We start from the raw sequence: 25,826 nt of genomic DNA, 5'->3' as shown, positions 1-25,826 counted from the left end.
CCGGTTTTTCTGTTTGCGGCGACCCTTTCGGCATTTGCCCGGATGGTCAAGCGACTTGTCACCGCCAGTGACTGTGCTAGCCGGAAAGGGCCGAAGTTTGATCCAATACAGCCTTTGTTCTGGCCGGGTCGCTGATGCCGCGGCTTTCCAATGCTCTGAATACCCGTTCGCGCAGATCATCGGGTAGTTTCGAAACCGCCCGATTGTGCAATCCAAGGCTGAGTGACTGCGGATCGTCCAGTCGTGACACCTGCGCACTCAGAACATCCGGCGAATAGGTGGGCCACATACCGACGCTGTTGTTTTCAATCGGTTGAAACCAAGGTCCGTAACCTTCAGGTGAGCCCATACAAAACGCGTTAAGTAGCATGAACTCGGACGGCCGCCGCCGCGACGCAAAGAGGGCCTGCACCGAACCGTAACGCGCATTGATTTCGTCCAGCAGCGCCAATACAAGCGATCGTCGGACAGGGAACGGTGTCGCAAAGTTCGTTGTTTCAAGAACGGCGGTATCGGGCTTGTTAACCCCAAGTGCCTCCAAACTCTCAGACAACCAATTGCGGTGAAAATCGCTTTGAACCGGAATGAACGGGATTTGGGCAGCGCCATCCTGTGAAAAGTACTCAGATTGCTCGAAAGCGCGCAAAAACACGTTCTTGGTATCCAGGATAACGATATTCTCGGCATCTGCCACGCGTGCGGCACCCAGTTTCAGCACCTGCTGAGCGCGATACCCGTTGTTGCCCCGCCACCCGCCTTTTCGGGCGAACGGAATCCGGAAACGGTTCTCGATCAGGACCCGGTCACGCCAGGGCCGTTCTGAACAATGCCCGGTGCCCAGCAATACGTCGTCGCCGCTTAGCACCTTAACCTTGGGCAGCAACGGACCATAGGACGGCAGGATTGGATCGATCTTCTGTCTGAGCGACGCCTCGTCAATGTCGTTCATGATAACATGGATCGATGCGACACTTCGGGGGTCAACGAACCGGGCAAATGACAGCGCCTGCAATTCAAGCAAGGGATAGTCCTTGGAATACACAACCGTTGCAAAACTCAGCACGTCCGTATCCCCCGTCTGAACCAGACCGATTTACCACTCTGATATCTTGTGTCCAGCCCGGCAATTGCAATGCCGGAACGAATCAAACGCGGTCGGTCCGTCTGGAAGGGCTCGGGCTTAAGGCGATAGAGTAACAAGCGGGCTATACCAATAGTTGTGACATCCTTCACAGACAGCGCTGAATTGTTTCACCTATGATATCAATGCGGGTATTGCGTGAATTATTGAACTCAAAATGCAACATTTTCAGAGTAATTTTATTTCAAATTTTGATTATTCTGAGAAATTTTGACACCCTGTAATGGGGGAATACATTTCAGAGCGGGGGTCGCTCATGTTAATTAAACGGAAGACTGAGGTGTCGGGTTCTATTGTGGCCCGAACGGCATCAACAGAACTCGATTGCGAAACAGCGGCTCTGCTGCGCGCAGCAATCCGCCCGTTATTCGCCAGCGCGGCAAGCTGGGGTAGCCTGGCAGACATCCTGAAAGACAAAGGATACAGGCTGGCATTCCGAAAGGGCCGCCTGTGCATCACCGACAGAACATCCGGCGAGCGGGTCTGTGGACTGCGTTTTCTTGGGTTCGAATTCAAGGATCTGGTGCGTAAGCTTGGGCGTCCGATTGTCGTCGCCCATGGCGGGCAGGCAGATGGAGAGGTTCTGACGGCACGTCCATCCCGGAACGGCACTTAAGTTGAGAGCCTAGAATTTTCGCCAGAACTGCACCGAACGGCGCAGGGTCTTTAGCAGACAATGGCGCGCGGCCCGTTTGATCGCCTCGGGCGTATCGGGTCGACGCAGAACTTCAAGCATCAGGTTGGCCGGCATGTGTCCGCGCCGATAGTATCCAAAGAAATCCTGCTGCGTCAGCCCATGGGCCGTTCTGAAATCCGCGTAATATTGCATCCAGACACGGGCATAGTCCTGCCCTGTTGCGTCATCGTCGCTGGTCACACCTCTTTCCCAGAACAACGAGACCGGATCATCCATCCGCTCACCCTGATAGCCGCCACCGACCAGACGCAGCATCAGGTCGTAATCGGCAGCAACGCGAAACTGCGTGTCATGTCCGCCCAGTGCAAGAAAGACATCCCGTTTAATGAAAACCGAGTTATGGCAGAACGGCATCCGCTGCAGGACCGCCGTAAGTGACATTCGTTTCTCACGGCTTTCCGATCCGTCCGCGTGTTTGCGCAGTGTCGACCCGAACAGGAAATCGGGCGCGGTTGCCTCAAGCCGATCCGCCGCCATGTTAAGCACATCATCTGACGCCAGAGCGTCGTCCGAGTTCAGGAACAGCAGATACGTTCCGCGCGCGGCCTGTGCCCCCTTGTTCATCGCATCGTACAGACCGGCATCCGGTGCACTGATCACACGTGTACGCGGGGCGTCTGCAGTCGCCTCATTCAAAAACGTAGTGGTTCCATCAGACGAGGCGCCATCCTGAATGACATGCTCGGCCCGAACGCAGTTCTGCCGCGCCATGCAGTCGATGACGCCCAGAAAACTGTCCTGCCGCCCTTGGGACAGCAGGTTGTAAGTCGCCGTGATCACCGAGATCAGCGGCGTATCGGTCTGCTCAGGCGATCTGCTCATAAATCCCGGCGATCTTGGTGACCGCGGCCTCGGGGCTCAGTTCCTCACTTTCGCCGGTGCGTCGGCTGGTCAGTTCGACCACGCCGTTCTTCAGGCCGCGCGGACCGACAGTGATGCGCCACGGCAGGCCGATCAGGTCCATGGTTGCGAATTTGCCCCCTGCCCGCTCGTTGCGGTCATCATAAAGCGGCTCAAGCCCCAGCGCGGTCAGTGCCTTGTAGATCCTTTCGCAAGCCGTATCCGCTTCTTCATCACCCTGTTTCAGGTTGACGATACCGCAATGGAACGGGGTCACGCCCTCGGGCCAGATGATGCCCTTGTCGTCATGGCTGGCTTCGATGATCGCGCCGATCAGGCGGCTGACACCGATGCCGTGGCTGCCCATGTGGACCGGAACCGGCTTACCGTCGGGGCCTTGCACGGTTGCACCCAGCGGTTCGGAATACTTGGTGCCGAAATAGAATATCTGGCCGACCTCGATTCCGCGCGCCACGCGGCGGCGCTCTTCCGGGATCTGGTTGAACAGCGCCTCGTCATGGGTTTCGTCGGTGCGCGCGTATTTCGAGGTGAACTCCTCGAGGATCGCCTGACACTGCTCGCGGTTGTTATAATCGATCTCGCGGTCGCCAAAGGTCAGATCGGTAACGGCGCTGTCATAGAAAACTTCGGACTCGCCGGTATCAGCCAAAACCAGGAACTCATGCGTGTCATCGCCACCAATGGGGCCGGAATCGGCGCGCATCGGGATGGCCTGCAGGCCCATCCGCTCATACGTGCGCAGATAGCTGACCAGATGGCGGTTGTAAGCGTGCAGCGCGTCTTCTTTTGTCAGATCGAAATTGTAGCCGTCCTTCATATAGAATTCACGACCACGCATCACGCCGAAACGGGGGCGGATTTCATCGCGGAATTTCCATTGAATCTGATAGAGGGTCAGCGGCAGATCCTTGTAGCTGCTGACATGGCCACGGAAGATGTCGGTCACCAGTTCCTCGGCCGTCGGCGTATACAGCATGTCGCGCCCGTGACGGTCCTGCATTCGCAGCATTTCCTGACCGTAATCGTCGTAACGTCCGGATTCGCGCCACAGGTCCGCGGATTGCAAAATAGGCATCTGGATGGCGATATGACCCGCCCGCGCCTGTTCCTCGTGCACGATGTTTTCCAACTTGCGCAGAACTTTGAAACCCAACGGCAGCCACGAATAAATCCCGGCCGCGGCCTGTTTGATCATCCCGGCACGCAGCATCAGCCGGTGGCTGACGATCTGAGCCTCGGAGGGGGTTTCCTTGAGAACGGGCAGAAAGTAACGGCTGAGGCGCATTGTATGACCTTCAAAGGTGAGAATTCGACTTCAAAGCTGCTTATTGCAAAGCCCCGCCGGGGGCAATCGGCCATTGGCGATTTTGCGACCTCGGAGCAGTCGGTTTTTTGATTGACCCGCCAGTCAGCATTCAAGATGGTAGCGAGAACATTTTCTCAGGAGGTCCCCGTGCAAACCATTCAGGAACCCGCCCGCCAGATCCCCGTAGTTCATCAGACCGACGTTCTTGTTGTAGGTTCCGGCCCCGCTGGCCTTGCCGCCGCACTGGCAGCGGCACGGGCGGGGGCGGAAGTGTCCTTGGTCGACCGCTTCGGTTGCATGGGGGGGAACATCACCGCTGTCGGGGTCGAAGGTTTCGCCTGGTATCGCCACGAACAGACGGTCGAAGCTGGCGGCATCGGCATGGAGTTCGAAACCCGTGCCAAGGAGATGGGCGCTGCGGTGCCGGAAAGCCAGTCGCTGAGCTATGAGCTCGACAGCGAAGGCTTCAAACTGGTGGCAGACAAGCTGGTCGAAGAGGCTGGCGTGCATCCGATGCTGCACCGTCAGTTTGTTGCGCCGATCATGGAAGGCAACAGGATCACCGGGATCATCACCGAATCCAAGGCAGGGCGCGAGGCGATACTGGCCAAGGTGGTGATTGATGCCACCGGGGACGCTGATGTGGCTCACCGTGCAGGCGCACCGACCCACAAGACCCCACGCGAAGACATGATGGCGGCCTCGGTCATGTTCCATCTGGCCGGTGTCGACAAGCGCGCATTCATGGAAGGTGTCAAATCCGACCCGCAGACCTATAAGGACTGGGGCGGCGGCGGTGAGTGGAACATCGAGACGAGCGGCAAAGAAGACGACATGTTCTCGCCCTTCGTGCACAAACCGTTCCAACAGGCCATTGATGAAGGGCTGATCCCGCCGCACCTGAACACCATCGCCGGTACATGGGGCGCAATGCATGACACGGGTGAGCTGACCTACATGAACCTCATCCATCTGGCCGAGATAGACGGCACCGACCCCGACAGCCTGACGCGCGGCGAGATCGAAGGCCGACGTCAGTCGATGCTGGCCATCGAGGCGCTGCGCCGGTTCATGCCCGGTTGTGAAAACGCCCGTCTGCGAAACTTCGGGATGACGATCGGCATCCGCGACACCCGTAAGATCGACGCGATCTATAACATGACCGAGGATGACGCCCGCCATCAGGGTCGGTTCGAAGACACGATCGGCATCTACCCCGAGTTCATCGACGGCTATGGCATCCTGATCTTGCCGACCACAGGCCGATACATGCAGGTCCCTTACCGATCCATGCTGCCAAAAGGTGTGCAGGGCCTGCTGGTGGCGGGGCGTTCGCACGGCGCAGACCGCGTCGCCCATGCCGCGACCCGAAACATGGCCTGTTGTGCTGTCATGGGTCAGGGCGCCGGAATTGCAGCGGCGTTGTCCCTCAAAAGCAATCAGGACGTGCACGAATTGAACCTGAGCCCGGTTCACGCCGAACTTGAACGCCAAGGGGTGAGGATCAACTGATGGACCATATACCTACAATCGACATTGCCCCCCTGAACGACAAGGCTCATCCGGGCTTTGACACCACCGTTCAGCAAATCCTGGACGCTTGCACCAGCATCGGCTTCCTATCGATTACAGGCACCGGTGTTCCCCCGAATATGGTCGAGCAGGTTCGGGACTGCGTTCGTGAGATCTTCGGCATCGATGACAGCAGCAAATGGGATCAGGCCATCACCCGTGACAATTATCGCGGCTATATTCCCATGGGGTTTTTTACCCCGAACGACGGATCGGGGACCGCCGACAAATACGAAGGCTACAAGTTGCACTTCGAAACCCCATCGGATGCGCGTATCCGTCAGGACTGCGCCCTTTATGGGCCAAATCTCTGGCCGCGCGAAGTCCCGGGCGCACAGGACGTCATCCTGAAATACTGGGCTGAACTGGATCGCGTCACAGACCATTTGCTTGGGGCGCTGGAAGTCGGGTTGAAGCTTGAGCCGGACAGTCTGCGCGACGCGTTCCGCGACCCGATGACCAATATGACTTTGCTGCATTACCCGCCTCAGGCCGCCGAGGAAGCGGGCTATGGGATTCATCCGCACAAAGACACCGACGCACTGACCATCATCGCGCCCGATCCCGTCGGCGGGCTTGAGGTTCAGACGCGGGCCGGAGACTGGATTACTCCGGATTGCCCGCCCGGTGGCTTTGTCGTCAATATCGGCGACATGCTGGAGCTTTGGTCAGGGGGACGGTTGAAATCAACTCCGCACCGGGTCGTCAACCGCTCGGGGCGGGAACGGTATTCCTTTCCGTATTTCGCCGTGCCGCGTCATGATGTTGTCATCCAACCCCAATTGCCACCCCTACCCGGCTTTGACCGGCCCGCAGTCCATTGCGGGCACTGGTCGGCAGAGATCTGGCGCACAAACTGGTCAGATGAAATGGCGGATGAGGAAACCCCTGAACTGGGAACATTGCACAGCTGACACCCCAAAATCTCAGCGGGCATGAACCACTTGCATCGCGGGCGCGCATGGGCCAAGAACACGTGCAAGAGCCAAACTCAGGGGACCGATATGGCCTTGCCCGTTAAGGATCAGCTCAGATACTGGGGCATCGCCGCAGTGGTGATTGCCCTTCTTTTGTGGGCTCTTGGGGACGTGCTTCTGCCCTTCGTCATCGGTGGTGCGATTGCATATTTTCTGGATCCGGTCGCGGATCGGCTTGAAAATCTGGGTCTCTCGCGCATGGCGGCGACGGGCATCATTACCGTAGTCGGTGTGCTGGGTTTCGTCCTGGCGATCCTGATGGTTGTTCCCGCATTGATCACTCAGCTGATCGATCTGGTCGAGATCATGCCCAGCCTTTTCAAGGAACTGCGCGGGTTTATCGAACGACAATTCCCGTCCCTGCTGGACCGTCAGTCCAACTCGCATCAGTTTCTGGTTTCTCTTGGCGAGACCCTGAAGTCGAAGACCGGCGATGTCCTGCAAACGGTCGTCGCCTCGTTGGGGTCGGCAATAAACGTGGTCGTTTTGCTGGTCATCGTGCCGGTGGTTACCGTTTACCTGCTGCTGGACTGGGACCGCATGATTGCGCGTATAGCCGAGCTTTTGCCGCGTGACCATGCGCCGACAATCAAGAAACTGGCCGGGGAAATCGATGATGTCCTGGCCTCGTTCGTACGGGGCATGGGAACGGTCTGTCTGATCCTCGGCACGTACTATGCCATCGCGCTGATGCTTGTCGGTCTGCAGTTCGGACTGATTGTCGGGTTCATTGCCGGACTCGTCACCTTCATCCCGTATCTGGGGGCGCTGATCGGCGGCACGCTGGCGATCGGGCTGGCGCTGTTTCAGTTCTGGGGTGACTGGGCCCATATCGGGCTGGTCGCTGGTGTATTCGCACTTGGGCAAGTGACCGAAGGCAATTTCCTGACACCCAAACTTGTCGGCAATTCGGTCGGCCTGCATCCGGTCTGGCTGCTGCTGGCGCTGTCCGTGTTTGGGGCACTGTTCGGTTTTGTGGGCATGTTGGTGGCTGTTCCGGTCGCCGCAGCACTCGGCGTACTGGCCCGGTTTGCCACTTCGAAATATCTGGAAAGCCGCCTGTATACCGGGCTGGAAGGGCTGGATCAGGAAGACAAGTAAATGGCACGCCAGCTCAGCTTTGACCTTCCGGCGAAAACCGCGCTGGGACGCGAGGATTTTTTTGTTTCCCCCGCCAATGCTCTGGCGGTGGCGATGATTTCCGCCTCGTCCTGGCCAGGCAACAAACTGGTGCTCAGCGGGCCGGCAGGTTCGGGGAAAACACATCTGTCGCATGTATGGGCGGCGGAAAGCGGCGGACGGATCATTTCGGCCACCGATCTGAAGCACGGCGAGGTGCCCGAGTTGGCCCGGACTTCGGTCGCGGTCGAAGATGTACCCATGATCGCAGCCGACGCTGAAAAACAGAAAACGCTGTTTCATCTGCACAATCTTGTTCTGGCCGAAGGCCACGCGCTGTTGATGACCGGACGGCTGGCGCCGAAGCTTTGGCAGCTGCCTCTGGCCGATTTGCAAAGCCGTATCGAAGGCGCCCATCAGGTCGCCCTGGACCCGCCTGATGACGCCCTTCTGGGGGCCGTGCTGGCCAAGCTGTTCGTGGACCGGCAGCTCAACCCCGGACCCGAGGTGATTTCCTATCTGGTCAAGCACATGGACCGGCGTTTCGAAACTGCGGCAGACGTGGTGGCCCAGTTGGACAAACTTGCACTGTCGGAAAGGCGCGACATCACACGGGCGCTGGCGATCCGGGTTCTGAAACACCATGCCGGCGACGGCCATTGAAGAGATTGACCCGAATCCGGTGATTTCGCATCCTGAGACAGGAATATCTGGGAAAGACATGGATCAGACTATCGATACCACCATCCCCGACTGGGGACCTTTCGGAAGACCGCTATTTTCTGATCCCCGCGTCAGGGACTTGTCCCGGGTCGGTGTTGTCGATGTCGGGTCGAACTCGGTCCGTATGGTCATATTTGACGGGGCCGCCCGCTCACCCGCGTATTTCTACAACGAAAAGGTGATGTGCGAACTGGGCGCGGGTCTGTCGGAGACCGGGCACCTGAACCCCAGAGGGCGTGTTCGCGCTTTGGATGCCCTGCGCCGGTTCCAGCATCTGGCCGACAACCTTGATCTGCCCGGTCTGCACGTTGTCGCAACCGCCGCGGTACGCGAAGCCAAGGACGGGCAGGAGTTTTGCGACGAGGTCAAAGCCGAAACCGGTCTGCACGTTTCAATCATCGATGGTCTGGAAGAGGCCCGTTTTTCCGCTCAAGGCGTGCTTCTGGGATGGCCGGGTGCATACGGTCTGATCTGCGATATTGGCGGTTCATCCATGGAACTGGCCGAGATCGGCGAAGGCCAGACCGGCCGCCGCGTGACATCGGCGCTGGGTCCGCTGAAACTGCGGGACATCAAGGGCGGGCGTCGTGCCCGCAAGGCGCACATCAAATCCACCATGGAAGAGTTGCGCGATCAGTTGGGCCCCCAGCGGGATCGCCTGTTCCTGGTGGGCGGCAGCTGGCGCGCTTTTGCGCGGCTGGACATGCTGCGGCGGGGTTATCCGCTGAACGTTCTGCATGAGTACAGGATGACCCACAGGCAGGTGCGCGAAACCATCCGGTTCATCGAAAAGGGCGACCCCGAGAAACTGCGCAGCCGGGCCGGTGTGTCCAGCTCGCGCATGGCACTGATCCCTTATGCGATGGATGTGCTGTCCCGACTGATCCGGACGTTCAAACCCAAGGACATCGCCATTTCAAGCTATGGAATCCGCGAAGGGCTTCTGTACGAACAGATGCCGCAAAGCCTGCGCGATTGCGATCCATTGATCGAAGCCAGCCGCTTTTCGGAAGCCAAGGACGCCCGTCTGCCCGGTTTTGGAAAACACCTGTTCGATTTCGTCATGCCGCTGTTCAAATCGGCCCCGTCAACCCGCGTCCGGTTGGTCAAGGCCGCGTGCCTTCTGCACGATGTCAGTTGGCGCGCTCATCCCGATTACCGGGCAGAGGTCTGTTTCGACTACGTGACCCGCGCCAACCTGGGTGGGCTGAAGCATTCGGAACGGGTGTTCATTGGTCTGGCGTTGCAGCACCGCTACCGCAACAAACGCGAAGGCAACCGGTTCGCGCCACAATATGAACTGCTGGATGAAAAGAGTCAGAAGCAGGCCGAGATTCTGGGCAAGGCAATGCGTTTTGGCGCAATGCTGTGGATGAAGAATGACGCCACGATGGGCAAACTTCGTTATTTCCCAAAGAAACGCCAGTTGGATCTGATTTTGCCGAAAGCTGCCGAACCGCTGTTCAACGAAACCGCCGAAGCACGCTTCGGCTCTCTGGCTCAGGCGTTGAAGTCAGAGACCAAGGTCATCATCAAGGGGTAATCCCCTGTAAACGCTCAGATATCCGTCATACTTTCGTCTGGATCTTCTTTCTGCTCGGGTATCTGCGGGGTGTCGTCCTGCGGTTTCCGGCGGATGATGATATCGCCATTGGGCAGGATCTCGGGCGCTTCGTACACGCTCCAGTCCTGTATCTCCTTGGTCATTTCTGCCAGTGCCGGTCCCATTTCCTCAAAAAAGGACAGCATGGCAGGACCAAACTGTTCAGCCAGGTCGCGCAAATCATCCAGCGTGGGCTCCATTTCCTTGCGCAGGCCTTCGAAGAAAAGCTCGGCGCCGCGCTCCATCAGGGACTTGCCGGTATCTTCCTGCGCGCCGGCTGAGAACGCAGTGGACGTCACGATCAGACTTATCAAAAGAACTCGTTTCATGGGGCCAAACATAAGCACTGCGGGAAGGCGTTGAAAGATCACAGGTCAATATCCAGAGTTACGGGAAAATGGTCCGAGGCCGTCAGCAGTGCGTCCCGCAATTCCGCGTTCGAACGGATCGCGTCGTCCCGCAACGGATGCCAGATTCGCCAGACCGGATTTCGCTGGCGCAGCGGATCGCTGATCATGATGTAATCCAGCAATGCCTCAAGAAAATCTCCCTTGTCCCGGCGCACAAACCGGGCCGTCGAAGGTGTTTCCCCGCCGACAGAGCCGTATGCAGTTGCGGCATTGGGATCAAACAAACCGGACTGCAACAAAATCTCGACGGATGAGCGCCCGAACAGGTTCTCGAACTCGTCCAGGCCCGGGCCGTCGTTAAGGTCACCCAGCAAAATCACCGGTTCGTCCTCGGCAATGTGCTGTTCCACGCGCCGTGCCAGCCAGATCGCCTGCGCCAGTTGTTTGCGCCGGTTGGAAATTGAAATCCGGATCGCCTCGTCCCGGCTTTCCGCGCCGTGCGGCGCTTTGGATTTCAGATGTGCCCCAATCAGGCGAAATTTCGCACCCGACTTTGTTTCCACCGCCAATTCCATCGGTGGCTTTGAAAAAAGCACAACATCCTCGGTTGCGTCGATATCCAGATCAATCCGGAATTCGGTGTCAAACCGGGGTGCTGTCTGATGATCGAATGGCTGCGCAGACCGCGTCTTTGGATCATGGCGCACCATCATCAACTGAGGATCAAACAAAAGTGCCAGTTCCTGATGGGTTTCATTGGCAAAGCCCATGACCGCATGAGTGGTGCGCAAATCGAAGGCTTCCGCAAAACCCTGCAACGCACGGACCGTGTTCTGGGTTTTGCCGGTGTTTGGGGCCTCAACGATCAGAATGGCATCTGCGTCGATGGCCGTCAGAACCTTGGCGATCGCCTCGACCTGCTGGGCCCGGGTGACATCATAGCGGCCGGACCAGCCGTCATCGACGATCAGACGATCCTGGCGATCAAACAAATTGGCGAACCATTCGATATTGTAGGTCGCCAAACGCATCTGTTCAGACCTTTGCACCGTTTATTTCGTCCCAGGCGCGGTTGATGTCGATCATCTTTTTCTCGGCCAGCCGGATTGCCTCCTCGGGCACGCCGCGCGCCATCATGGCGTCAGGATGGGTTTCGCGCACTAGCTTGCGCCAGATGTTGCGAATTTCGGTCAACGGCATGTCCCTTGTCACGCCCAGAACGGTATACGGATCGTTTGGGGCATCCGGCACGAACCGGGCGCGCAGCGCCAGAAACTGAGCGTCGGTTTGCCCGAATATCCGGCTGACTTCTTCCAGAAACTCGTTTTCGTTCGGGTGATAAAACCCGTCGGCCATGGCGATGTGAAACAGACCTTCCATCAGGTCGCACAACGTCGTGCTGTCTTCGTCAAACATCCGGGCGATCTTGCGGGCATAGTCCTGATAGCCGGCCACGTCGGTTCGGGCCATGTTGAACACCCGCGCCGCGCCTTCTTCGTCTTCGCGGGCAATCTGGAACACATCGCGAAAGGCTGTAACCTCGTCCCGCGTCACCTGCCCGTCTGCCTTGGCCATCTTGGCGCCCAGCGCGATCACAGCGATTGTAAAGGCCACCGACCTTTCGGGCGGTGAGCGCAGTTTTTCAAAAACGGCAGTCAGGCTTTCACCTTGTGCCAGTGCGCTCAGCGCATCGGATATACGGGTCCAGATCGACATGGCCGCACCCTAGCGCCACAAATCGCGCGTGTCAGGTGCGACAGATCAGTCCTGACCAATAATTTTCTGCATCAGTACCAGATCCAACCTGCGGCCCCATTTGCAGCCCACTTGGGGCATTCGTCCGACTTCGGCAAAACCGATGCGAGCGTGAAAGGCGATGGCCGCCGGATTTTCCGAGGAAATCCCCGCCACAAGCACGTGCACGCTCTCGGCCCGGGCCACCTCTTCCAACCAGCTCATCAACGTGCGGCCGATCCCCTTGCCACGTGCTGATGGAGCGAGTTGAATCGTGTGCTCGCGGCATTCGGCATACCCCGGCCCGGATCGGAACCGAGTATACGAAGCGAAACCGACAACCTCGCTATCCAGTTCAGCCACCAAAAACCCCGCACCGCGGGCTTCTATATCGGCTGCAATTCCCGCGGCAGACCGCTCCTCGGATGTGAACGTAACCAGGGTATCCCTGATGATCGCGTTGGCAATATTCGCAATCGCCGGTGCATCCGCAATCTGTGCCTGCCGAACCCTCATTCCAGAACGCGACGTCCGTTTGGTGTCTCGAATTCAGCGCGCAGACCCGGCGGGCCCTGGTGAAATTCAACACCCTCGACCGGTCCGGTGCTTTGGGCAAGTTTCGCGGCTTCGGGATGGGACACCAGCAATCTCAGCAACCGGCAACCACTGGCCTGCAACATTCCCGCGGGGTGCAGATCGCCCTGCCACTGTATGAGTGCGGGATAGAGGTTGTCATAAGGCAGGCGCCCGGACGATGGCACGATCATGCGCCAGCGCAGCGCCCCGCGCTCCAGATCTGTCAGGTCGAACGGGCCACCTGGCATGATGGCCGCCTCGATATCCTTCACACGGCAGATCCAGTTGGTCAGGCGCGGTGCACCCTGAAACCGGTCCAGATCGAACCACCGGGTACGCTCAGGTTGCGCCGCATTCGGGTCAACGGCAATCGCTTCCAGATACAAGCCATCTTCAAGTCCGAGCAGCTTGTTATAAGTACCGAATTTCTCATGCTTGCCGCCTGTCTCAAGCTTGACCCCCAAGGCGTCCTCGACATGCGCGGCAGCAGCCTCCAGCGTTTCCCCTGCGACGGCCAGATGATCCAGTTCCATTTCCACCCCATCAAAAAAGGCAGCGCAGAAAACGCGCTGCCTTTCCCAGTAAAGCTGTCCTCGGACATCTGCGCCACAAGATTCTTCGTTGAAAAATCTTGTCTGGGCCTTACCCCTTGGCTTCGCCGATCAGGCGCAGAATATCCTGTGCCGCTTCGGGGATATTGGTGCCCGGGCCAAAAATCGCTTTGACGCCGTGGTCGTAGAGGAACTGATAATCCTGCTGTGGGATCACCCCGCCGCAGATCACGATGATATCCTCGGCACCGGCTTTCTTGAGTTCCTCGACCAGTTGCGGGGCCAGTGTCTTGTGGCCTGCCGCCTGTGAAGAAATGCCGACCACGTGGACGTCATTGTCGACGGCATCCTGGGCTGCCTCGGCCGGTGTCTGGAACAGAGGGCCAACGTCGACGTCAAACCCGATATCCGCAAAGGCGGTCGCGATCACCTTGGCACCCCGGTCATGACCATCCTGCCCCATCTTGACGACCAGCAAGCGGGGGCGGCGGCCTTCAGCCTCGGCGAAATCTTCGATGGATTTCTGGATCGCGGCAAAACCTTCGTCACCCTCATAGGCCGCTCCATAGACACCGGCCAGCGTTTTCACTTCGGCGCGGTGGCGGCCGAATTCCTTCTCCATTGCCATGCTGATCTCTCCTACGGATGCGCGGGCGCGGGCGGCCTCGACGGCGGCGGCCAGCAGGTTTCCGCCCTCTTGGGCAGTCTTCGTCAACGCGTCCAGCGCCTGTTGGCAGGCGGCCTCATCGCGGGTAGCACGGATGCGCTCCAGACGTGCAACCTGTGCCTCGCGCACGGCGACGTTGTCGACGTCGAGAATGTCGATCGGGTCTTCCTGTTCCTTGCGGTATTTGTTGACGCCGACGATCACCTCGTCACCCCGATCGATCATGGCCTGACGACGCGCAGCACTTTCTTCAATCCGAAGCTTGGGCATGCCGCTGGCCACGGCCTTGGTCATGCCGCCCATCTCCTCGACCTCTTCCATCAGGGTCCAGGCTTTTTCGATCAGCTCATTGGTCAGGCTTTCGACGTAGTAGGAACCCGCCAGCGGATCGACCACATCCGTCACGCCGGTTTCCTCCTGCAGGATCAATTGCGTGTTCCGCGCGATGCGGGCCGAGAAATCGGTCGGCAACGCAATCGCTTCGTCCAAAGCATTTGTGTGCAGCGACTGGGTGCCGCCCAAAACCGCGCTCATCGCCTCATAGGCGGTACGGATCACATTGTTATAGGGGTCCTGTTCCTGCAGCGACACGCCGGAGGTCTGGCAGTGGGTGCGCAGCATTTTCGACCGTTCGGACTTTGCCCCGAACTCGGTCATCACGCGGTGCCACAGGGTCCGCGCGGCACGCAGTTTGGCGGCCTCCATGAAGAAATTCATGCCGATGGCAAAGAAGAACGACAGGCGACCTGCGAACTTGTCCACGTCCATCCCGGCTTGCGTCGCGGCACGAACATATTCGCGCCCGTCAGCCAGCGTATAGGCCAGTTCCTGTACAAGGTTCGCCCCGGCCTCTTGCATGTGATAGCCCGAGATTGAGATCGAGTTGAACTTGGGCATCTCGTTCGACGTGTAATCGATAATGTCCGAGATGATCTTCATCGACGGTTCAGGCGGATAGATATAGGTGTTGCGCACCATGAACTCTTTCAGAATGTCGTTCTGAATGGTGCCGGACAAGACGGATTTGTCGTGGCCTTGTTCTTCGCCTGCAACGATGAAGCTCGCCAGAATCGGAATCACCGCGCCGTTCATCGTCATCGAGACCGAGACCTTGTCCAGCGGGATGCCGTCGAACAGAATCTTCATGTCCTCAACGCTATCAATGGCCACACCAGCCTTACCCACGTCTCCGACTACGCGCGGGTGGTCACTGTCGTAGCCCCGGTGTGTCGCCAGATCGAAGGCCACCGACACGCCCTGCTGACCGGCCGCCAGGTTGCGACGATAGAAGGCGTTCGACTCCTCGGCGGTGGAAAAACCGGCATATTGGCGGATGGTCCACGGACGGCCTGCATACATCGTCGCCTTCACACCGCGCGTAAACGGTCCAAAACCCGGCAAAGACCCCATATGCGGCAGTTCCGCCGTGTCCTCAGGCGTATACAGCGGTTTGACGTCGATGCCTTCCAGCGTCTCTTTGGTCAGATCATCCAACGGACGACCGCGCAGCTCTTTCTCGGCAAGCGCTTTCCAGTCCTTCGTGTCGGTCATTTCGATTTCCTCTTATCAATTCGGGGCGCGGCCGGTTTGCGACAGCACGCGTATGTTCAATCCCGCCCTTCAATCCGGCCCGGGCGCGGAAAATTGAGCGTTGAGTGCAAATCGCTGGTCGCAATCGCCTGCACAGTGGCTATATTCAGTGGAACAGGAGGCCATATGACACGCACGCTTGCCCTTGTTTTCTCGGCACTATTCCCGCTGGCCGCGCTGGCCGCCGATGGCACAGCACCAGCAGATGACAGTTTTGTCCGACCCGCTGGCGACAGCGAACTGGACGAGTTCCTATGGGTCAGCCGACCCATCGTTGTCTTTGCCGATACACCTGCCGATCCACGGTTCCAGCAACAGATCGACATGCTGCTGGAAGGTGAAGACGCCATGCGCGACCGCGACGTTATCGTGCTGACGGATACCGATCCCAAGGCGCGGTCGCCCATTCGGTCACAACTGCGCCCGCGTGGATTCCAGATGGTGTTTGTCGACAAGGACGGGGTGGTGAAACTGCGCAAGCCCAGCCCGTGGAGCGTGCGCGAGATTGGCCGCTCCATCGACAAGACCCCCTTGCGCGAACGCGAGATTCGCGACCGGCGCGAGGGCGGCTGAGCACTTTCGCCAAGCCCATTGGCCCCGGCGATGATCGCCGGTGGCCCTTGGAGATATGACAAAAGCGCAGCCATGGTCACTCGAATTCCATGATCACGTCGTCCACGGCGAGACTGTCCCCGGGACCTGCGTTGATCTTCGAGACCACGCCTTTTTTCTCGGCGCGAAGGATGTTCTCCATCTTCATCGCCTCGACGGTGCACAGCGCCTGACCTTCCTGAACTTCCTGCCCCACTTCGACGTCGATCTTCACGATCAGGCCGGGCATCGGGCACAGCAGCATTTTCGAAGTATCCGGCGGCAGTTTTTCCGGCATCAGCCTGGCCAGCTTGGCCTGACGCGGGGTGCGCACGTGCACCTTGATATCCGCGCCCCGGTTTCGGATGCGGAACCCGCCCGAAACCTTGCCCACCTTCAGCACCAATGGATTGCCATCCACATCCAGTACTGCCAGTTGATCACCTGGCGTCCAGTCTGAGGACACACGTTGCACGGTGCCATCTGCGAAGCTCACCGTTGAACCTTCAGGGTCGGCGGCAATTGTTGTGTCGAACTCCTGCCCCTGCAACGTCACCGTCCATTCGGTGCCAACCTTGCGTTCGTGGTTGTCCATCCGGCCCGATACGCGGGTACGGCGAATTTCGGCAACCCGGTGCATGGCAGAACACGAGGCCGCGATCCGCCGCAACTCGACCTCGGGCAGTTGAACCCCATCGAAGCCGTCTGGGTATTCTTCAGCAATAAACGCCGTGGTCATGTCGCCGCTGACGAATTTCGGGTGATCCATGACAGCAGACAGGAACGGCAGGTTGTGGCCGATGCCTTCAACCTCGAAACTGTCCAGCGCCACGCGCATCGCCTCAATCGCCTGCTCACGGGTTGGTGCCCAGGTGCAGAGCTTGGCGATCATCGGGTCGTAATACATGCTGATCTCGCCGCCCTCATAGACGCCGGTATCATTGCGCACTGCTGCCTCGCCCGAGGGGGCCTCACCCTGCCATTTGCCATTGACCAGCAACGGACCGGCTGCGACTTCCTGCGGCGGGCGATAGCGGGTCAGACGGCCGATCGACGGCAGGAAGTTGCGATACGGATCCTCGGCATAAAGACGGTTTTCGATCGCCCAGCCTGTCAGGGTCACGTCATCCTGCGTAATCGATAGCGTCTCACCTGCGGCCACCCGGATCATCTGTTCCACCAGATCGACGCCGGTGATCAGTTCCGTCACCGGGTGTTCCACCTGCAAACGGGTGTTCATTTCAAGGAAGTAGAAATTCTTTTCCCCATCGACGATGAATTCCACAGTGCCCGCACTGGCGTAGTTCACGGCCTTTGCCAGCGCGACCGCCTGTTCCCCCATCGCCTTGCGTGTTTCGGGATCAAGGAACGGCGACGGTGCCTCTTCCACCACTTTCTGGTTCCGGCGCTGGATCGAACATTCGCGTTCGCCCAGATAGATGCCATTGCCATGGCTATCGCACAGAACCTGAATTTCGATGTGCCGCGGCTGGGTCACGAATTTCTCGATGAATATGCGGTCGTCGCCGAAGGAATTGGCCGCTTCGTTCTTGGACGACTGGAAACCCTCGCGCGCTTCTTCGTCATTCCAGGCAATCCGCATCCCCTTGCCGCCACCACCGGCGCTCGCTTTGATCATGACGGGATAGCCGATGTCGTTCGAGATCTTGACCGCCTCGTCGGCATCTTCAATCAGGCCCATGTAACCGGGAACCGTCGAAACACCGGCGTCCTGCGCGATCTTCTTCGAGGTGATCTTGTCACCCATGCTTTCGATCGCACCCACCGGGGGGCCAACAAAAGCGACGCCTTCGGCCTCAAGCGCTTCGGCGAATTTCGAGTTCTCGGACAGAAAGCCATAGCCGGGATGGACCGCCTGTGCACCGCTTTGACGGATGGCATCCATCACTTTGTCGATCACGATGTAGGACTGGTTCGCCGGTGGCGGTCCGATATGCACCGCCTCATCCGCCATCGAAACGTGCAACGCGTTCTTGTCGGCGTCGGAAAAAATGGCGACCGTACCGATACCCATCTTGCGAGCGGTCTTGATGACCCGGCAGGCGATTTCGCCCCGGTTGGCGATCAGGATCTTTTTGAACATGAGACGTCCTTTGGCTTGGTGTTCTTGAAATGCAAAACGCCGCCGCAGGGGACTCCCCCCGCGACGGCGTTCTGCATGATGGCGGACGGGGCGGTACGCGCCCCGAAAAGCTCTGATTTAGTCGCAGGTGCCCTGCGACTTGCAATACAGCACGTTGCCCGCGGCACCGACCGCAGCGCCGACGACCGGGTTTGCGTCCAGAACGACCGCGCCCAGGGCGCCCGCTCCGCCGCCGATGACCGCTTGTTCGCCGGTGGTTTCGCCACAGGCCGCAAGGCCTGCGCAGGCCGCGACCACAAGGAAGATGCGTGAGGTTTGCATGGTTTCTGCCCCTTCAGATTTCTTGGTTTCCTTGCGGCCAGATGCCGGAAGCCCGCATTGTTATGCAATAACAACGGCGGCAACCAAACTTTTTGCGCAGTTTTTTGCCGCTTGTTGCCTACTGTCTGAGAAAAGAAAAACGCGGGCAGGATATTGTGGGGAACACAAGCCTGCCCGCGATAGGAAGGGGTACGGAATAGTAGGTGCTTGTGCGACGCAGGCAAAGTAGAGCCGCACGGCCCTTCCACAATGCACGGCACAATCCCGGCAGCAAACAAAGTATTGTTTCCACCCCGAATACCGGCTGGATTTTGCCCATCCTGCGTAATGCCGCGCAATTTCGCGCCGACAAGACCTTTGCCGTATCCATGTTTCAGCACACCAGAAGGTGTCACATTCCTGTTACAGACCCGGTTTCCAAGGGCGATTTGGCCAAATGGCAAATCACGAACGCGATGGAATTCGAAGGCCAAATTTTCTCTCGATTTCCGTGCGTTACGACCCTCTTTCACCCACCCGTGAAGGTGCTTGGGATTTCCCGCACGATTGCTTGAGAAATCGGGCCCATTTTGTCCCGTTGTCGTGATTTCCATCGGATTTTGGGACGTGGAACTGTGCTTGTGCACACTCGCATACAAGGAAATACCTAAATGATAATAAAGAGAAAAACGGCCCTTCTGCTCGCCGTCTCGGCGCTCGGATTCAGCGGATTGAAGGCCAACGCCCAGGATACCCAGACCCAGGCCGAACTGGATGCCCTGCGCGCCCGTGTCGAAGCGCTGGAGGCCGCCAAACCCGGTGCCGGGACTGGCGACCTGAGGATCGGCAATACCACTCTGGACGTCTACGGATATATCAAGGCCGATTTCTTCTACGACTTCGACTACGACCAGGGTGACACAGCCTTCGTAAACAACATCGGTGAGCCTGCAAACGAGACCAGTGGCACATTCGGCGCGACTGTTCGTCAGTCCCGAATCGGGCTGCGTACCAGCACGCCTTCCGGTATCGGCGAAATCGGAGGTCAGCTGGAACTGGATCTGTTCGCCTCGGGCGGAGCGGCTGAACTGCGCCTGCGCCATGCCAATATCACGATCGGAGACAGCTGGCTGATCGGTCAGTACTGGACCAATTTCCAGCCGCTGGACACCTATCCGACCTCGGTTGAATTCAACGGTCCTGTCGGCATACCTTTCGCTCGTGTCCCACAGGTGCGCTACTCCAATGCCCTTGGGTCCAACACCACATTCTCGGCTTCGATAGAAGAGAACGTCAGCGCGTCCAATTCGAGAGATCCTGTTTTCACCGGTGCCATCGAGTACGACGACGGAACATATATTGCCCGCGCGTCCGCCCTCTATGGCAAGGCCGAATCCGGCACGGTCGAAGTCGATCAGACAGGCTTTACCCTCTCGGGCTCGGTCCGGCCGTGGCAAGGCGGGCTGTTTCAGGTCAACTACGTCGACGGTGAGGCGCTTGGCCCCTACCTGATCGGCCTGGGCGATGCCATCGTCAACGGCCGGGCAAATGACGTCGACGGCTATACCATCGAGTTCCGCCAGGACATTGGTACGAAATGGAATGTCGGTATCGCCTATGGTCGCGAAGATTACGATCTGCCCACCTCGACTGGCACGTTGTCCTTCACCGAGCTCGAGACGATCCATGTGAACGCCTTTTACCAGGCAACCGACAACCTGACATTCAGCGCCGAATACTTCTTTGGCGAGCGGAACGATGCACCCACTGGCCGGACGTTTGACGGCGACCGGGTCCAACTGGCGGCGCAGTTGAACTTCTGACATCCCATACCGGCCCTGCCCGGCTTCGGGCAGGGTTTTCCCTTGGCGGATATGGGACATGGCGGCAAACACGATCAGCGCACCCCGTCGAAGATTTCAGGAAAAGAATGGCGCGCGACGTCCAGATCAATCACCAGCAACGCGTCGTAGCTGGCAGGGTCGAACGGGTCTTCTGCCGCAATTACTTCGCGCCCGAACAGCCAGCTCAGCCGCCCTGCGTCCAAATTGCCACGCTCAAACGGCTGGTCACCGAAATGTTCCCACAACGCTTCCATGAACGCCGCGTCCGCGCGCCGGTCCGCTGGTTTGCGATCCCGGAAACGCTCGCGCCGGGTCAGAGGCGTTACACCTTTGGGGTTGGCGCGCCGGATGACGAACTGGAAATCGGTACCGGACAGACGGCCGGGGAAACCACGATGTTTCAGCATACCTGAACCTCGGCCATCAACATGTTGAAAAAGAAACAGGACTTACATCCAACCAGAGCTGGTTTCATCGCGCGCACCTCCACGGTCGCCGGTTTTTTCTGAAACGCACTGATGTCATGAAAATCACCGATCATGATCAGAGCCCTTCCCAGATACACCGGGAATCCTCCAACCGGTAGGCCTCGAAAAACTGCGTTGCATCGGGCGCGGCATTACCGAATTCAGTGGCGCGGTCGGAAAAGGAAATCACGACGCGCACCGGCTCAAGTTCATGCTTCGCCACATAGGGAACCGCCAGGATTTCACAAAGATGCGCCATATCGGCCGACGCCACATCATAACCGATCCGCCCAACTGTCGAACCGATCTTGGGGGCAATGAAGCGAAACCTAAGCCACAATTCACCTGGGTTATTGTCCAGCAGAACATCGCTCAGCTCGACTGGCTGGCCTGACGGAACAGGCAAAAGGCTTTGGGCCAGTACTTCCGCAGGGGATGCAAGCAACGCGCCAGCTAAGACAAATGCGCGACCCCAGCCCCGCCAGTGGCAGGCTCCTCTCTCCGGGGTCGCGGGCGCAGCGTTGACACGCCGCGCTAATCTGTTTCTGGCTGGTTGTTCCATAAACCTGTTTCGGCCTCAAAGTCGGATTTTCAGCTTCGCAATCGTTCCGCCATCAAATTCGGCAGACCGTCGCCAATTCGAGGTGGGCCGCCCCACCCCGGCGATCAAAGCGGGATATTGTCGTGCTTTTTCCACGGGTTCTTCAGCTTCTTGTTCCGCAAACTCGCAAATGCGCGCGAGACACGGCGACGCGTAGAGTGTGGCATGATCACTTCGTCAATAAATCCGCGCTCGGCCGCGACGAAGGGATTGGCAAAGCGATCCTCGTAATCCTGTGTATGCTGCGCGATCTTGTCCGCATCGCCCAGATCGGCGCGGTGAATGATTTCGGTCGCGCCCTTGGCGCCCATCACCGCGATCTCGGCTGTCGGCCAGGCGTAATTGAAATCGCCACGCAAGTGCTTCGACGCCATCACGTCATAGGCTCCACCGTAAGCCTTGCGCGTGATGACGGTTACTTTCGGAACCGTTGCCTCGCCATAGGCGAACAGAAGCTTTGCGCCGTGTTTGATCACGCCGCCATATTCCTGGCTTGTGCCGGGCAGGAAACCCGGAACGTCGACAAGTGTCAGGATCGGAATTTCAAAACAGTCACAGAAGCGCACGAACCGTGCTGCCTTGCGTGAGCTGTCGATGTCCAGACATCCGGCCAGAACCATCGGCTGGTTGGCCACGACGCCAACGGTCTGCCCCTCAAGCCGGATGAAACCGGTGATGATATTCTTCGCGAAATCCTCTTGGATTTCGTAGAAATCACCCTCATCCGCGACCTTCGCGATCAGTTCCTTCATGTCGTAGGGCGTGTTCGGGTTGTCCGGAACCAATGTATCCAGCGAAGATTCAATGCGATCGGGTTCGTCAAAAAACGGACGCACGGGCGGCTTTTCGCGATTGTTGAGCGGCAGGAAATCAACCAGACGGCGCACTTCGGCCAGCGCCTCGACATCGTTTTCAAATGCACCGTCGGCAACCGAAGACTTCTTTGTGTGAGTAGACGCACCACCCAACTCTTCCGCCGTCACGACCTCGTTCGTTACGGTTTTGACAACATCGGGACCGGTCACGAACATGTAGGATGTGTCTTTGACCATAAAGATAAAGTCGGTCATCGCCGGGCTATACACCGCGCCGCCCGCACAGGGCCCCATGATTACGCTGATCTGCGGCACAACGCCCGAGGCCATGATGTTGCGCTGAAACACTTCGGCGTAGCCCGCCAGTGATGCAACACCTTCCTGAATACGCGCACCACCCGAGTCGTTGATACCGATCACCGGGGCTCCGTTCTGCACCGCCATATCCATGATCTTGCAGATCTTCTGTGCGTGGGTTTCAGACAGCGAGCCGCCAAAAACCGTGAAGTCCTGACTGAACACATAGACCATGCGGCCATTGATCGTGCCCCATCCGGTCACAACACCGTCACCCGCAGGTTTCTGATTTTCCATCCCGAAGTCGGTACAGCGATGGCTGACGAACATATCGAATTCTTCAAAGCTGTCTTCGTCCAGCAGCAACTCGATCCGCTCGCGTGCCGTCAGTTTGCCCCGCGCATGCTGCGCATCGATCCGCTTTTGCCCACCGCCCAGCCGCGCATCGTTACGGCGATCTTCAAGCTCGGAAAGGATGTCTTTCATGACGATAACCCCTGTAAAATTTGGCCGGACCTTATACGGAGTCATGCAAGGACCAAAGCAACTTTCGGCAAATTTGCAAACTATTGGCAATCAAGTCAGTGAATAGTGTAAATTTGCTAATTTTTCGATTGACGCTGCGAGGCCGATGGTAATCTCATCTGCGCCCCCTATACATGCACATCATGCAATTCAGCTCGACCTCGGTGCGCAGATCGCCGCCTTCAATCACAACACTGGTCATCCTATCGGGGCTTTCGGCCCTGAGCATGAATCTGTTTCTGCCCAGCCTGCCCAATATGGCGGAGTATTTTGAGACGGAATACCGGGTGATGCAGCTGTCGATTGCCCTTTACCTGCTGATAAATGCGGTGCTGCAGATACTGATCGGCCCGATAGCGGACAAGGCCGGGCGCAGGCCCGTTATGCTGTGGGGGCTCGGGCTTTTTCTGCTGGCGACTTTGGGCTGCATCTGTGCCCCGAATGTCGAGATTTTCCTGGCGTTTCGAATGTCTCAGGCCGTTGTCGTGGTCGGGATGGTCCTCAGCCGGGCCGCAGTTCGCGACCTTTACGAACAGGACAAAGCCGCCTCGATGATTGGATACGTCACCATGGGTATGGCGGTCGTTCCGATGATCGGTCCAGCAATTGGCGGCATCCTGGAAGAGGTCTTTGGCTGGAAAGCCAACTTCTGGTTTCCTTTTCTGGTCGGCGCTCTTGCGATTTGGCTGACTTATTCGGATTTCGGTGAAACCAGCATCAAAAGCGGCAAGACACTGTTGCAGCAGTTTCGGGAATACCCGGAACTCCTCACGTCTCCGCGGTTCTGGGGATACTCTCTGTCTTCCGCGTTTTCGTCTGGTGCGTTTTTTGCCTATCTCGGCGGCGCCCCCTTCATCGGAACCGAGGTCTTTGGCATGACCGCGGCAGAAATCGGCATCTATTTCGGCGCGCCAGCACTTGGCTATTTCTTCGGCAACTTCCTGAGCGGGCGCTACTCGGTGCGCTTTGGCATCAACAAGATGGTTCTGTGGGGAAGCTGGCTGAACGCGCTTGGTGTATTCCTGTCTGCTCTACTGTTCCTGGCCGGGTTGGGAACCGCCATCAGTTTCTTCGGGTTTATGACATTTGTTGGCGTCGGCAACGGCATGGCGATCCCCAATGCAACATCCGGCTCGCTGTCCGTTCGCCCCCATCTGGCCGCAACAGCATCCGGTCTGAGCGGAGCGATCATGCTTGGCGGCGGCGCAGCGCTGAGCGCACTTGCGGGCGCGCTTCTGACACAGGAAACCGGCGCAATGCCGTTACTTTGGCTAATGCTCACAACCGCGGTTCTGGCCATCGCAGCCATCAGCCTTGTCATTTGGCGGGAACGACAGCTGGGTCTTTGAACTTTCTTGCACGCAGCGGTTTGCAAAGTTAGCCTGCGCTGAAAGAAAAGTTGCAAAGACACGCCATGGCCACTCAAAAGCTCTATGCCGGCGCAAAGCTGCGCGAAATGCGCACGCGCCTGACCCTGACGCAAAAGGAATTCGCAACCAAGCTTGGCGTTTCCCTGCCCTATCTAAACCAGATGGAGAACAACAACCGACCGATCTCGACAACGGTTGTTCTGGCTCTGGCGCAAGAATTCGGGATGGATGTCACCGAGCTCAGCACCGGTGACAGCGAACGGCTGGTGTCGGATATGCGCGAAGCGCTCGCCGACCCGGTCTTCGACGACGCAATGCCCCCTCTTGCCGACTTGCGACTGACTGCATCGAACGCGCCGGCGCTAGCACGCGCCTTCATCGCGTTGCACCGCACGTATCGCCAGACGCACGAACGGCTGGCCTCGCTGGACGAGGCCCTGGGGCGCGAGGATTCCCGAATTCAGGCCAGCCCCTGGGAAGAAGTGCGCGATTTCTTCCACTATTGCGACAACTATATCGACGCTGTCGACCGGGCCGCCGAACGGTTTTCAACACGCGCGGAAGAAGCCGGAGGCATACGCGCCGCAGCCCTCAACAGCCTGTCCGAGCGGGGCATCCGTGTTGAGTTCACGGACATCTCGGAAACGCGCAAATATGACATAGCAAGCAAAACGCTTTCTCTGTCTTCACGCGCCGCGCCGCAAACGCAGGTCTTTCAGTTGCTGCTGCAGGTTGCGCTGATTTCTCAGGACAAACTGCTTGAAGCAACCCTGGATTTCGCCCGCTTCCAAAGTGACGAAGCCCGCGCCATCGCCAAAATCGGGCTTGCGAACTACTTTGCCGGGGCTTCCCTGATGCCCTACGGTGCCTTCTTGGCCGCCGCGCAAGAGGATCGCCACGATCTGGAATTGCTCAGCATCAGATTCGGCGCATCGATCGAACAGGTTGCCCACCGCCTGTCCACTTTGCAACGGCCCGGAGCCAAAGGCATCCCCTTCTTTTTTGTTCGCGTGGATCAGGCCGGAACGATCACCAAACGCCATTCAGCCACACGACTACAATTTGCGCGCTTCGGCGGCGCCTGCCCGCTGTGGAATGTCCACCGCGCATTCGAAACGCCAGGTCATTTCCTTCTTCAACTTGCCGAAACGCCGGACGGAGTGCGTTATATCTCCCTGGCACGCGACGTATCGAAATCCGGCGGTTCATTCGGAGCCCCGGTGCGCCGCTACGCCATTGCACTGGGGTGCGAAGTGCGTCACGCGCAGGCTCTGGTCTATGCCGACAACCTGGATATCAGAAATGCCAGCGCCTATGAACCGATCGGGATTTCCTGCCGGATTTGCGAACGTCAAACCTGTCACCAAAGGTCCGTTCCCCCGCTGGAACGCAGGCTGACAATCGACGCCCATACCCGAGGAACGCTGCCCTACGAAGTCACCTGA

General features: G+C 58.4%; 25 protein-coding genes. 11 read left to right on the top strand and 14 right to left on the bottom strand.

The features are described from left to right. Nucleotides 1-76 precede the first annotated feature (76 nt). Nucleotides 77-1,063: a DUF6492 family protein gene (locus ACR0CG_RS14245; RefSeq protein ID WP_480525722.1), complete on the bottom strand. Its 987-nt coding sequence runs from the start codon at nt 1,061-1,063 to the stop codon at nt 77-79. Between the two features lie 358 nt (nt 1,064-1,421). Between ACR0CG_RS14245 and ACR0CG_RS14240 the strand changes: the two genes are divergently transcribed. Beyond that, the gene (locus ACR0CG_RS14240) at nt 1,422-1,757 is read left to right on the top strand and encodes a hypothetical protein (RefSeq protein WP_480525721.1); all 336 of its coding nucleotides are present in this window, start codon (nt 1,422-1,424) and stop codon (nt 1,755-1,757) included. Between the two features lie 9 nt (nt 1,758-1,766). Here the strand turns inward: ACR0CG_RS14240 and ACR0CG_RS14235 are convergent, their stop codons facing one another. Both ACR0CG_RS14235 and proS read right to left on the bottom strand, forming a co-directional pair. Further along, on the bottom strand, nt 1,767-2,660 hold the full coding sequence (locus ACR0CG_RS14235; protein ID WP_480525719.1) for a glycosyltransferase: 894 nt from the start codon (nt 2,658-2,660) through the stop codon (nt 1,767-1,769). Beyond that, nucleotides 2,644-3,984 carry a proline--tRNA ligase gene (gene proS / locus ACR0CG_RS14230; protein WP_480525717.1) on the bottom strand — a complete coding sequence of 447 codons (1,341 nt, stop codon included), beginning with the start codon at nt 3,982-3,984 and terminating at the stop codon, nt 2,644-2,646. Before proS ends, ACR0CG_RS14235 begins: the two co-directional genes overlap by 17 nt. A 168-nt stretch (nt 3,985-4,152) precedes the next feature. Here proS and ACR0CG_RS14225 point away from each other — a divergent pair, with 168 nt between their 5' ends. The 5 genes from ACR0CG_RS14225 to ACR0CG_RS14205 all read left to right on the top strand — a co-directional run bounded on the left by ACR0CG_RS14225 (nt 4,153) and on the right by ACR0CG_RS14205 (nt 9,939). Then, nucleotides 4,153-5,517 carry an FAD-dependent oxidoreductase gene (locus tag ACR0CG_RS14225; protein WP_480440466.1) on the top strand — a complete coding sequence of 455 codons (1,365 nt, stop codon included), beginning with the start codon at nt 4,153-4,155 and terminating at the stop codon, nt 5,515-5,517. Next, nucleotides 5,517-6,491 carry an isopenicillin N synthase family dioxygenase gene (locus ACR0CG_RS14220; RefSeq protein ID WP_480525715.1) on the top strand — a complete coding sequence of 325 codons (975 nt, stop codon included), beginning with the start codon at nt 5,517-5,519 and terminating at the stop codon, nt 6,489-6,491. The genes ACR0CG_RS14225 and ACR0CG_RS14220 overlap by 1 nt, the downstream gene beginning before the upstream one ends. A 90-nt stretch (nt 6,492-6,581) precedes the next feature. Then, nucleotides 6,582-7,655 carry an AI-2E family transporter gene (locus tag ACR0CG_RS14215; protein WP_170609960.1) on the top strand — a complete coding sequence of 358 codons (1,074 nt, stop codon included), beginning with the start codon at nt 6,582-6,584 and terminating at the stop codon, nt 7,653-7,655. Continuing rightward, on the top strand, nt 7,656-8,336 hold the full coding sequence (locus tag ACR0CG_RS14210; RefSeq protein ID WP_480525713.1) for a P-loop NTPase family protein: 681 nt from the start codon (nt 7,656-7,658) through the stop codon (nt 8,334-8,336). It abuts the gene before it with no gap. 58 nt (nt 8,337-8,394) lie between these two features. Beyond that, complete coding sequence (locus tag ACR0CG_RS14205; protein ID WP_480525712.1) at nt 8,395-9,939, top strand: Ppx/GppA family phosphatase; 1,545 nt, start codon at nt 8,395-8,397, stop codon at nt 9,937-9,939. A 14-nt stretch (nt 9,940-9,953) separates the two neighbouring features. On the opposite strand, the gene ACR0CG_RS14200 is transcribed toward ACR0CG_RS14205, so the two are convergent. The 6 genes from ACR0CG_RS14200 to scpA form a co-directional block, all read right to left on the bottom strand. After that, the gene (locus ACR0CG_RS14200; protein ID WP_480525710.1) at nt 9,954-10,328 is read right to left on the bottom strand and encodes a hypothetical protein; all 375 of its coding nucleotides are present in this window, start codon (nt 10,326-10,328) and stop codon (nt 9,954-9,956) included. Between the two features lie 38 nt (nt 10,329-10,366). Further along, entirely contained in the window at nt 10,367-11,380 is a 1,014-nt protein-coding gene (locus ACR0CG_RS14195) for an endonuclease/exonuclease/phosphatase family protein (protein WP_170681990.1), read from the bottom strand. Between the two features lie 4 nt (nt 11,381-11,384). Further along, the gene (locus ACR0CG_RS14190) at nt 11,385-12,065 is read right to left on the bottom strand and encodes a molecular chaperone DjiA (RefSeq protein ID WP_170609951.1); all 681 of its coding nucleotides are present in this window, start codon (nt 12,063-12,065) and stop codon (nt 11,385-11,387) included. Nucleotides 12,066-12,110: 45 nt separating this feature from the next. Continuing rightward, on the bottom strand, nt 12,111-12,599 hold the full coding sequence (locus ACR0CG_RS14185) for an N-acetyltransferase family protein (protein ID WP_480525708.1): 489 nt from the start codon (nt 12,597-12,599) through the stop codon (nt 12,111-12,113). Beyond that, complete coding sequence (locus ACR0CG_RS14180) at nt 12,596-13,192, bottom strand: VOC family protein (RefSeq protein WP_480525706.1); 597 nt, start codon at nt 13,190-13,192, stop codon at nt 12,596-12,598. The genes ACR0CG_RS14185 and ACR0CG_RS14180 overlap by 4 nt, the downstream gene beginning before the upstream one ends. A 109-nt stretch (nt 13,193-13,301) precedes the next feature. After that, on the bottom strand, nt 13,302-15,428 hold the full coding sequence (gene scpA, locus ACR0CG_RS14175; protein ID WP_480525705.1) for a methylmalonyl-CoA mutase: 2,127 nt from the start codon (nt 15,426-15,428) through the stop codon (nt 13,302-13,304). 165 nt (nt 15,429-15,593) lie between these two features. On the opposite strand from scpA, the gene ACR0CG_RS14170 reads away from it, so the two are divergent. Further along, entirely contained in the window at nt 15,594-16,040 is a 447-nt protein-coding gene (locus ACR0CG_RS14170; protein WP_480525703.1) for a DUF4174 domain-containing protein, read from the top strand. A 76-nt stretch (nt 16,041-16,116) separates the two neighbouring features. Here the strand turns inward: ACR0CG_RS14170 and ACR0CG_RS14165 are convergent, their stop codons facing one another. Then, nucleotides 16,117-18,162 carry an ATP-binding protein gene (locus ACR0CG_RS14165; RefSeq protein WP_480525701.1) on the bottom strand — a complete coding sequence of 682 codons (2,046 nt, stop codon included), beginning with the start codon at nt 18,160-18,162 and terminating at the stop codon, nt 16,117-16,119. 117 nt (nt 18,163-18,279) lie between these two features. Continuing rightward, nucleotides 18,280-18,483 carry a hypothetical protein gene (locus tag ACR0CG_RS14160; protein WP_170609939.1) on the bottom strand — a complete coding sequence of 68 codons (204 nt, stop codon included), beginning with the start codon at nt 18,481-18,483 and terminating at the stop codon, nt 18,280-18,282. A 203-nt stretch (nt 18,484-18,686) separates the two neighbouring features. Between ACR0CG_RS14160 and ACR0CG_RS14155 the strand changes: the two genes are divergently transcribed. Continuing rightward, nucleotides 18,687-19,037 (top strand): hypothetical protein, encoded by a 351-nt coding sequence (locus tag ACR0CG_RS14155; protein WP_480525699.1) that lies wholly within the window; start codon nt 18,687-18,689, stop codon nt 19,035-19,037. Between the two features lie 96 nt (nt 19,038-19,133). Beyond that, on the top strand, nt 19,134-20,285 hold the full coding sequence (locus tag ACR0CG_RS14150) for a DcaP family trimeric outer membrane transporter (protein ID WP_480525697.1): 1,152 nt from the start codon (nt 19,134-19,136) through the stop codon (nt 20,283-20,285). A gap of 74 nt (nt 20,286-20,359) precedes the next feature. On the opposite strand, the gene ACR0CG_RS14145 is transcribed toward ACR0CG_RS14150, so the two are convergent. From ACR0CG_RS14145 to ACR0CG_RS14135, 3 genes are all read right to left on the bottom strand, one after another. Continuing rightward, nucleotides 20,360-20,713: a hypothetical protein gene (locus ACR0CG_RS14145; RefSeq protein ID WP_170609935.1), complete on the bottom strand. Its 354-nt coding sequence runs from the start codon at nt 20,711-20,713 to the stop codon at nt 20,360-20,362. 136 nt (nt 20,714-20,849) lie between these two features. Beyond that, nucleotides 20,850-21,218, bottom strand: coding sequence for a DUF6497 family protein (locus ACR0CG_RS14140; RefSeq protein ID WP_480525696.1), 369 nt, complete (start codon nt 21,216-21,218; stop codon nt 20,850-20,852). Between the two features lie 221 nt (nt 21,219-21,439). After that, nucleotides 21,440-22,972, bottom strand: a complete 1,533-nt coding sequence (locus ACR0CG_RS14135; protein ID WP_170609933.1) for an acyl-CoA carboxylase subunit beta — start codon at nt 22,970-22,972, stop codon at nt 21,440-21,442. A 182-nt stretch (nt 22,973-23,154) separates the two neighbouring features. Here ACR0CG_RS14135 and ACR0CG_RS14130 point away from each other — a divergent pair, with 182 nt between their 5' ends. After that, nucleotides 23,155-24,360 carry a multidrug effflux MFS transporter gene (locus ACR0CG_RS14130; RefSeq protein WP_480525695.1) on the top strand — a complete coding sequence of 402 codons (1,206 nt, stop codon included), beginning with the start codon at nt 23,155-23,157 and terminating at the stop codon, nt 24,358-24,360. Nucleotides 24,361-24,425: 65 nt separating this feature from the next. Continuing rightward, the gene (locus ACR0CG_RS14125; protein ID WP_480525693.1) at nt 24,426-25,826 is read left to right on the top strand and encodes a helix-turn-helix domain-containing protein; all 1,401 of its coding nucleotides are present in this window, start codon (nt 24,426-24,428) and stop codon (nt 25,824-25,826) included.

Source organism: Ruegeria sp. AB8 (genome assembly GCF_056542605.1).
Note: the sequence above shows the minus strand (reverse complement) of the source record. Positions and strands in the feature narration are given on the sequence as shown.

What these genes read in the sequence shown, in the direction of transcription:
- ACR0CG_RS14235 (WP_480525719.1), bottom strand. Translation starts at nt 2,660, where the DNA reads ATGAGCAGATCGCCTGAGCAGACCGATACGCCGCTGATCTCGGTGATC.
- proS (WP_480525717.1), bottom strand. Translation starts at nt 3,984, where the DNA reads ATGCGCCTCAGCCGTTACTTTCTGCCCGTTCTCAAGGAAACCCCCTCC.
- ACR0CG_RS14220 (WP_480525715.1), top strand. Translation starts at nt 5,517, where the DNA reads ATGGACCATATACCTACAATCGACATTGCCCCCCTGAACGACAAGGCT.
- ACR0CG_RS14215 (WP_170609960.1), top strand. Translation starts at nt 6,582, where the DNA reads ATGGCCTTGCCCGTTAAGGATCAGCTCAGATACTGGGGCATCGCCGCA.
- ACR0CG_RS14210 (WP_480525713.1), top strand. Translation starts at nt 7,656, where the DNA reads ATGGCACGCCAGCTCAGCTTTGACCTTCCGGCGAAAACCGCGCTGGGA.
- ACR0CG_RS14205 (WP_480525712.1), top strand. Translation starts at nt 8,395, where the DNA reads ATGGATCAGACTATCGATACCACCATCCCCGACTGGGGACCTTTCGGA.
- ACR0CG_RS14200 (WP_480525710.1), bottom strand. Translation starts at nt 10,328, where the DNA reads ATGAAACGAGTTCTTTTGATAAGTCTGATCGTGACGTCCACTGCGTTC.
- ACR0CG_RS14195 (WP_170681990.1), bottom strand. Translation starts at nt 11,380, where the DNA reads ATGCGTTTGGCGACCTACAATATCGAATGGTTCGCCAATTTGTTTGAT.
- ACR0CG_RS14190 (WP_170609951.1), bottom strand. Translation starts at nt 12,065, where the DNA reads ATGTCGATCTGGACCCGTATATCCGATGCGCTGAGCGCACTGGCACAA.
- ACR0CG_RS14185 (WP_480525708.1), bottom strand. Translation starts at nt 12,599, where the DNA reads ATGAGGGTTCGGCAGGCACAGATTGCGGATGCACCGGCGATTGCGAAT.
- ACR0CG_RS14180 (WP_480525706.1), bottom strand. Translation starts at nt 13,192, where the DNA reads ATGGAACTGGATCATCTGGCCGTCGCAGGGGAAACGCTGGAGGCTGCT.
- scpA (WP_480525705.1), bottom strand. Translation starts at nt 15,428, where the DNA reads ATGACCGACACGAAGGACTGGAAAGCGCTTGCCGAGAAAGAGCTGCGC.
- ACR0CG_RS14170 (WP_480525703.1), top strand. Translation starts at nt 15,594, where the DNA reads ATGACACGCACGCTTGCCCTTGTTTTCTCGGCACTATTCCCGCTGGCC.
- ACR0CG_RS14165 (WP_480525701.1), bottom strand. Translation starts at nt 18,162, where the DNA reads ATGTTCAAAAAGATCCTGATCGCCAACCGGGGCGAAATCGCCTGCCGG.
- ACR0CG_RS14160 (WP_170609939.1), bottom strand. Translation starts at nt 18,483, where the DNA reads ATGCAAACCTCACGCATCTTCCTTGTGGTCGCGGCCTGCGCAGGCCTT.
- ACR0CG_RS14150 (WP_480525697.1), top strand. Translation starts at nt 19,134, where the DNA reads ATGATAATAAAGAGAAAAACGGCCCTTCTGCTCGCCGTCTCGGCGCTC.
- ACR0CG_RS14145 (WP_170609935.1), bottom strand. Translation starts at nt 20,713, where the DNA reads ATGCTGAAACATCGTGGTTTCCCCGGCCGTCTGTCCGGTACCGATTTC.
- ACR0CG_RS14135 (WP_170609933.1), bottom strand. Translation starts at nt 22,972, where the DNA reads ATGAAAGACATCCTTTCCGAGCTTGAAGATCGCCGTAACGATGCGCGG.
- ACR0CG_RS14130 (WP_480525695.1), top strand. Translation starts at nt 23,155, where the DNA reads ATGCAATTCAGCTCGACCTCGGTGCGCAGATCGCCGCCTTCAATCACA.
- ACR0CG_RS14125 (WP_480525693.1), top strand. Translation starts at nt 24,426, where the DNA reads ATGGCCACTCAAAAGCTCTATGCCGGCGCAAAGCTGCGCGAAATGCGC.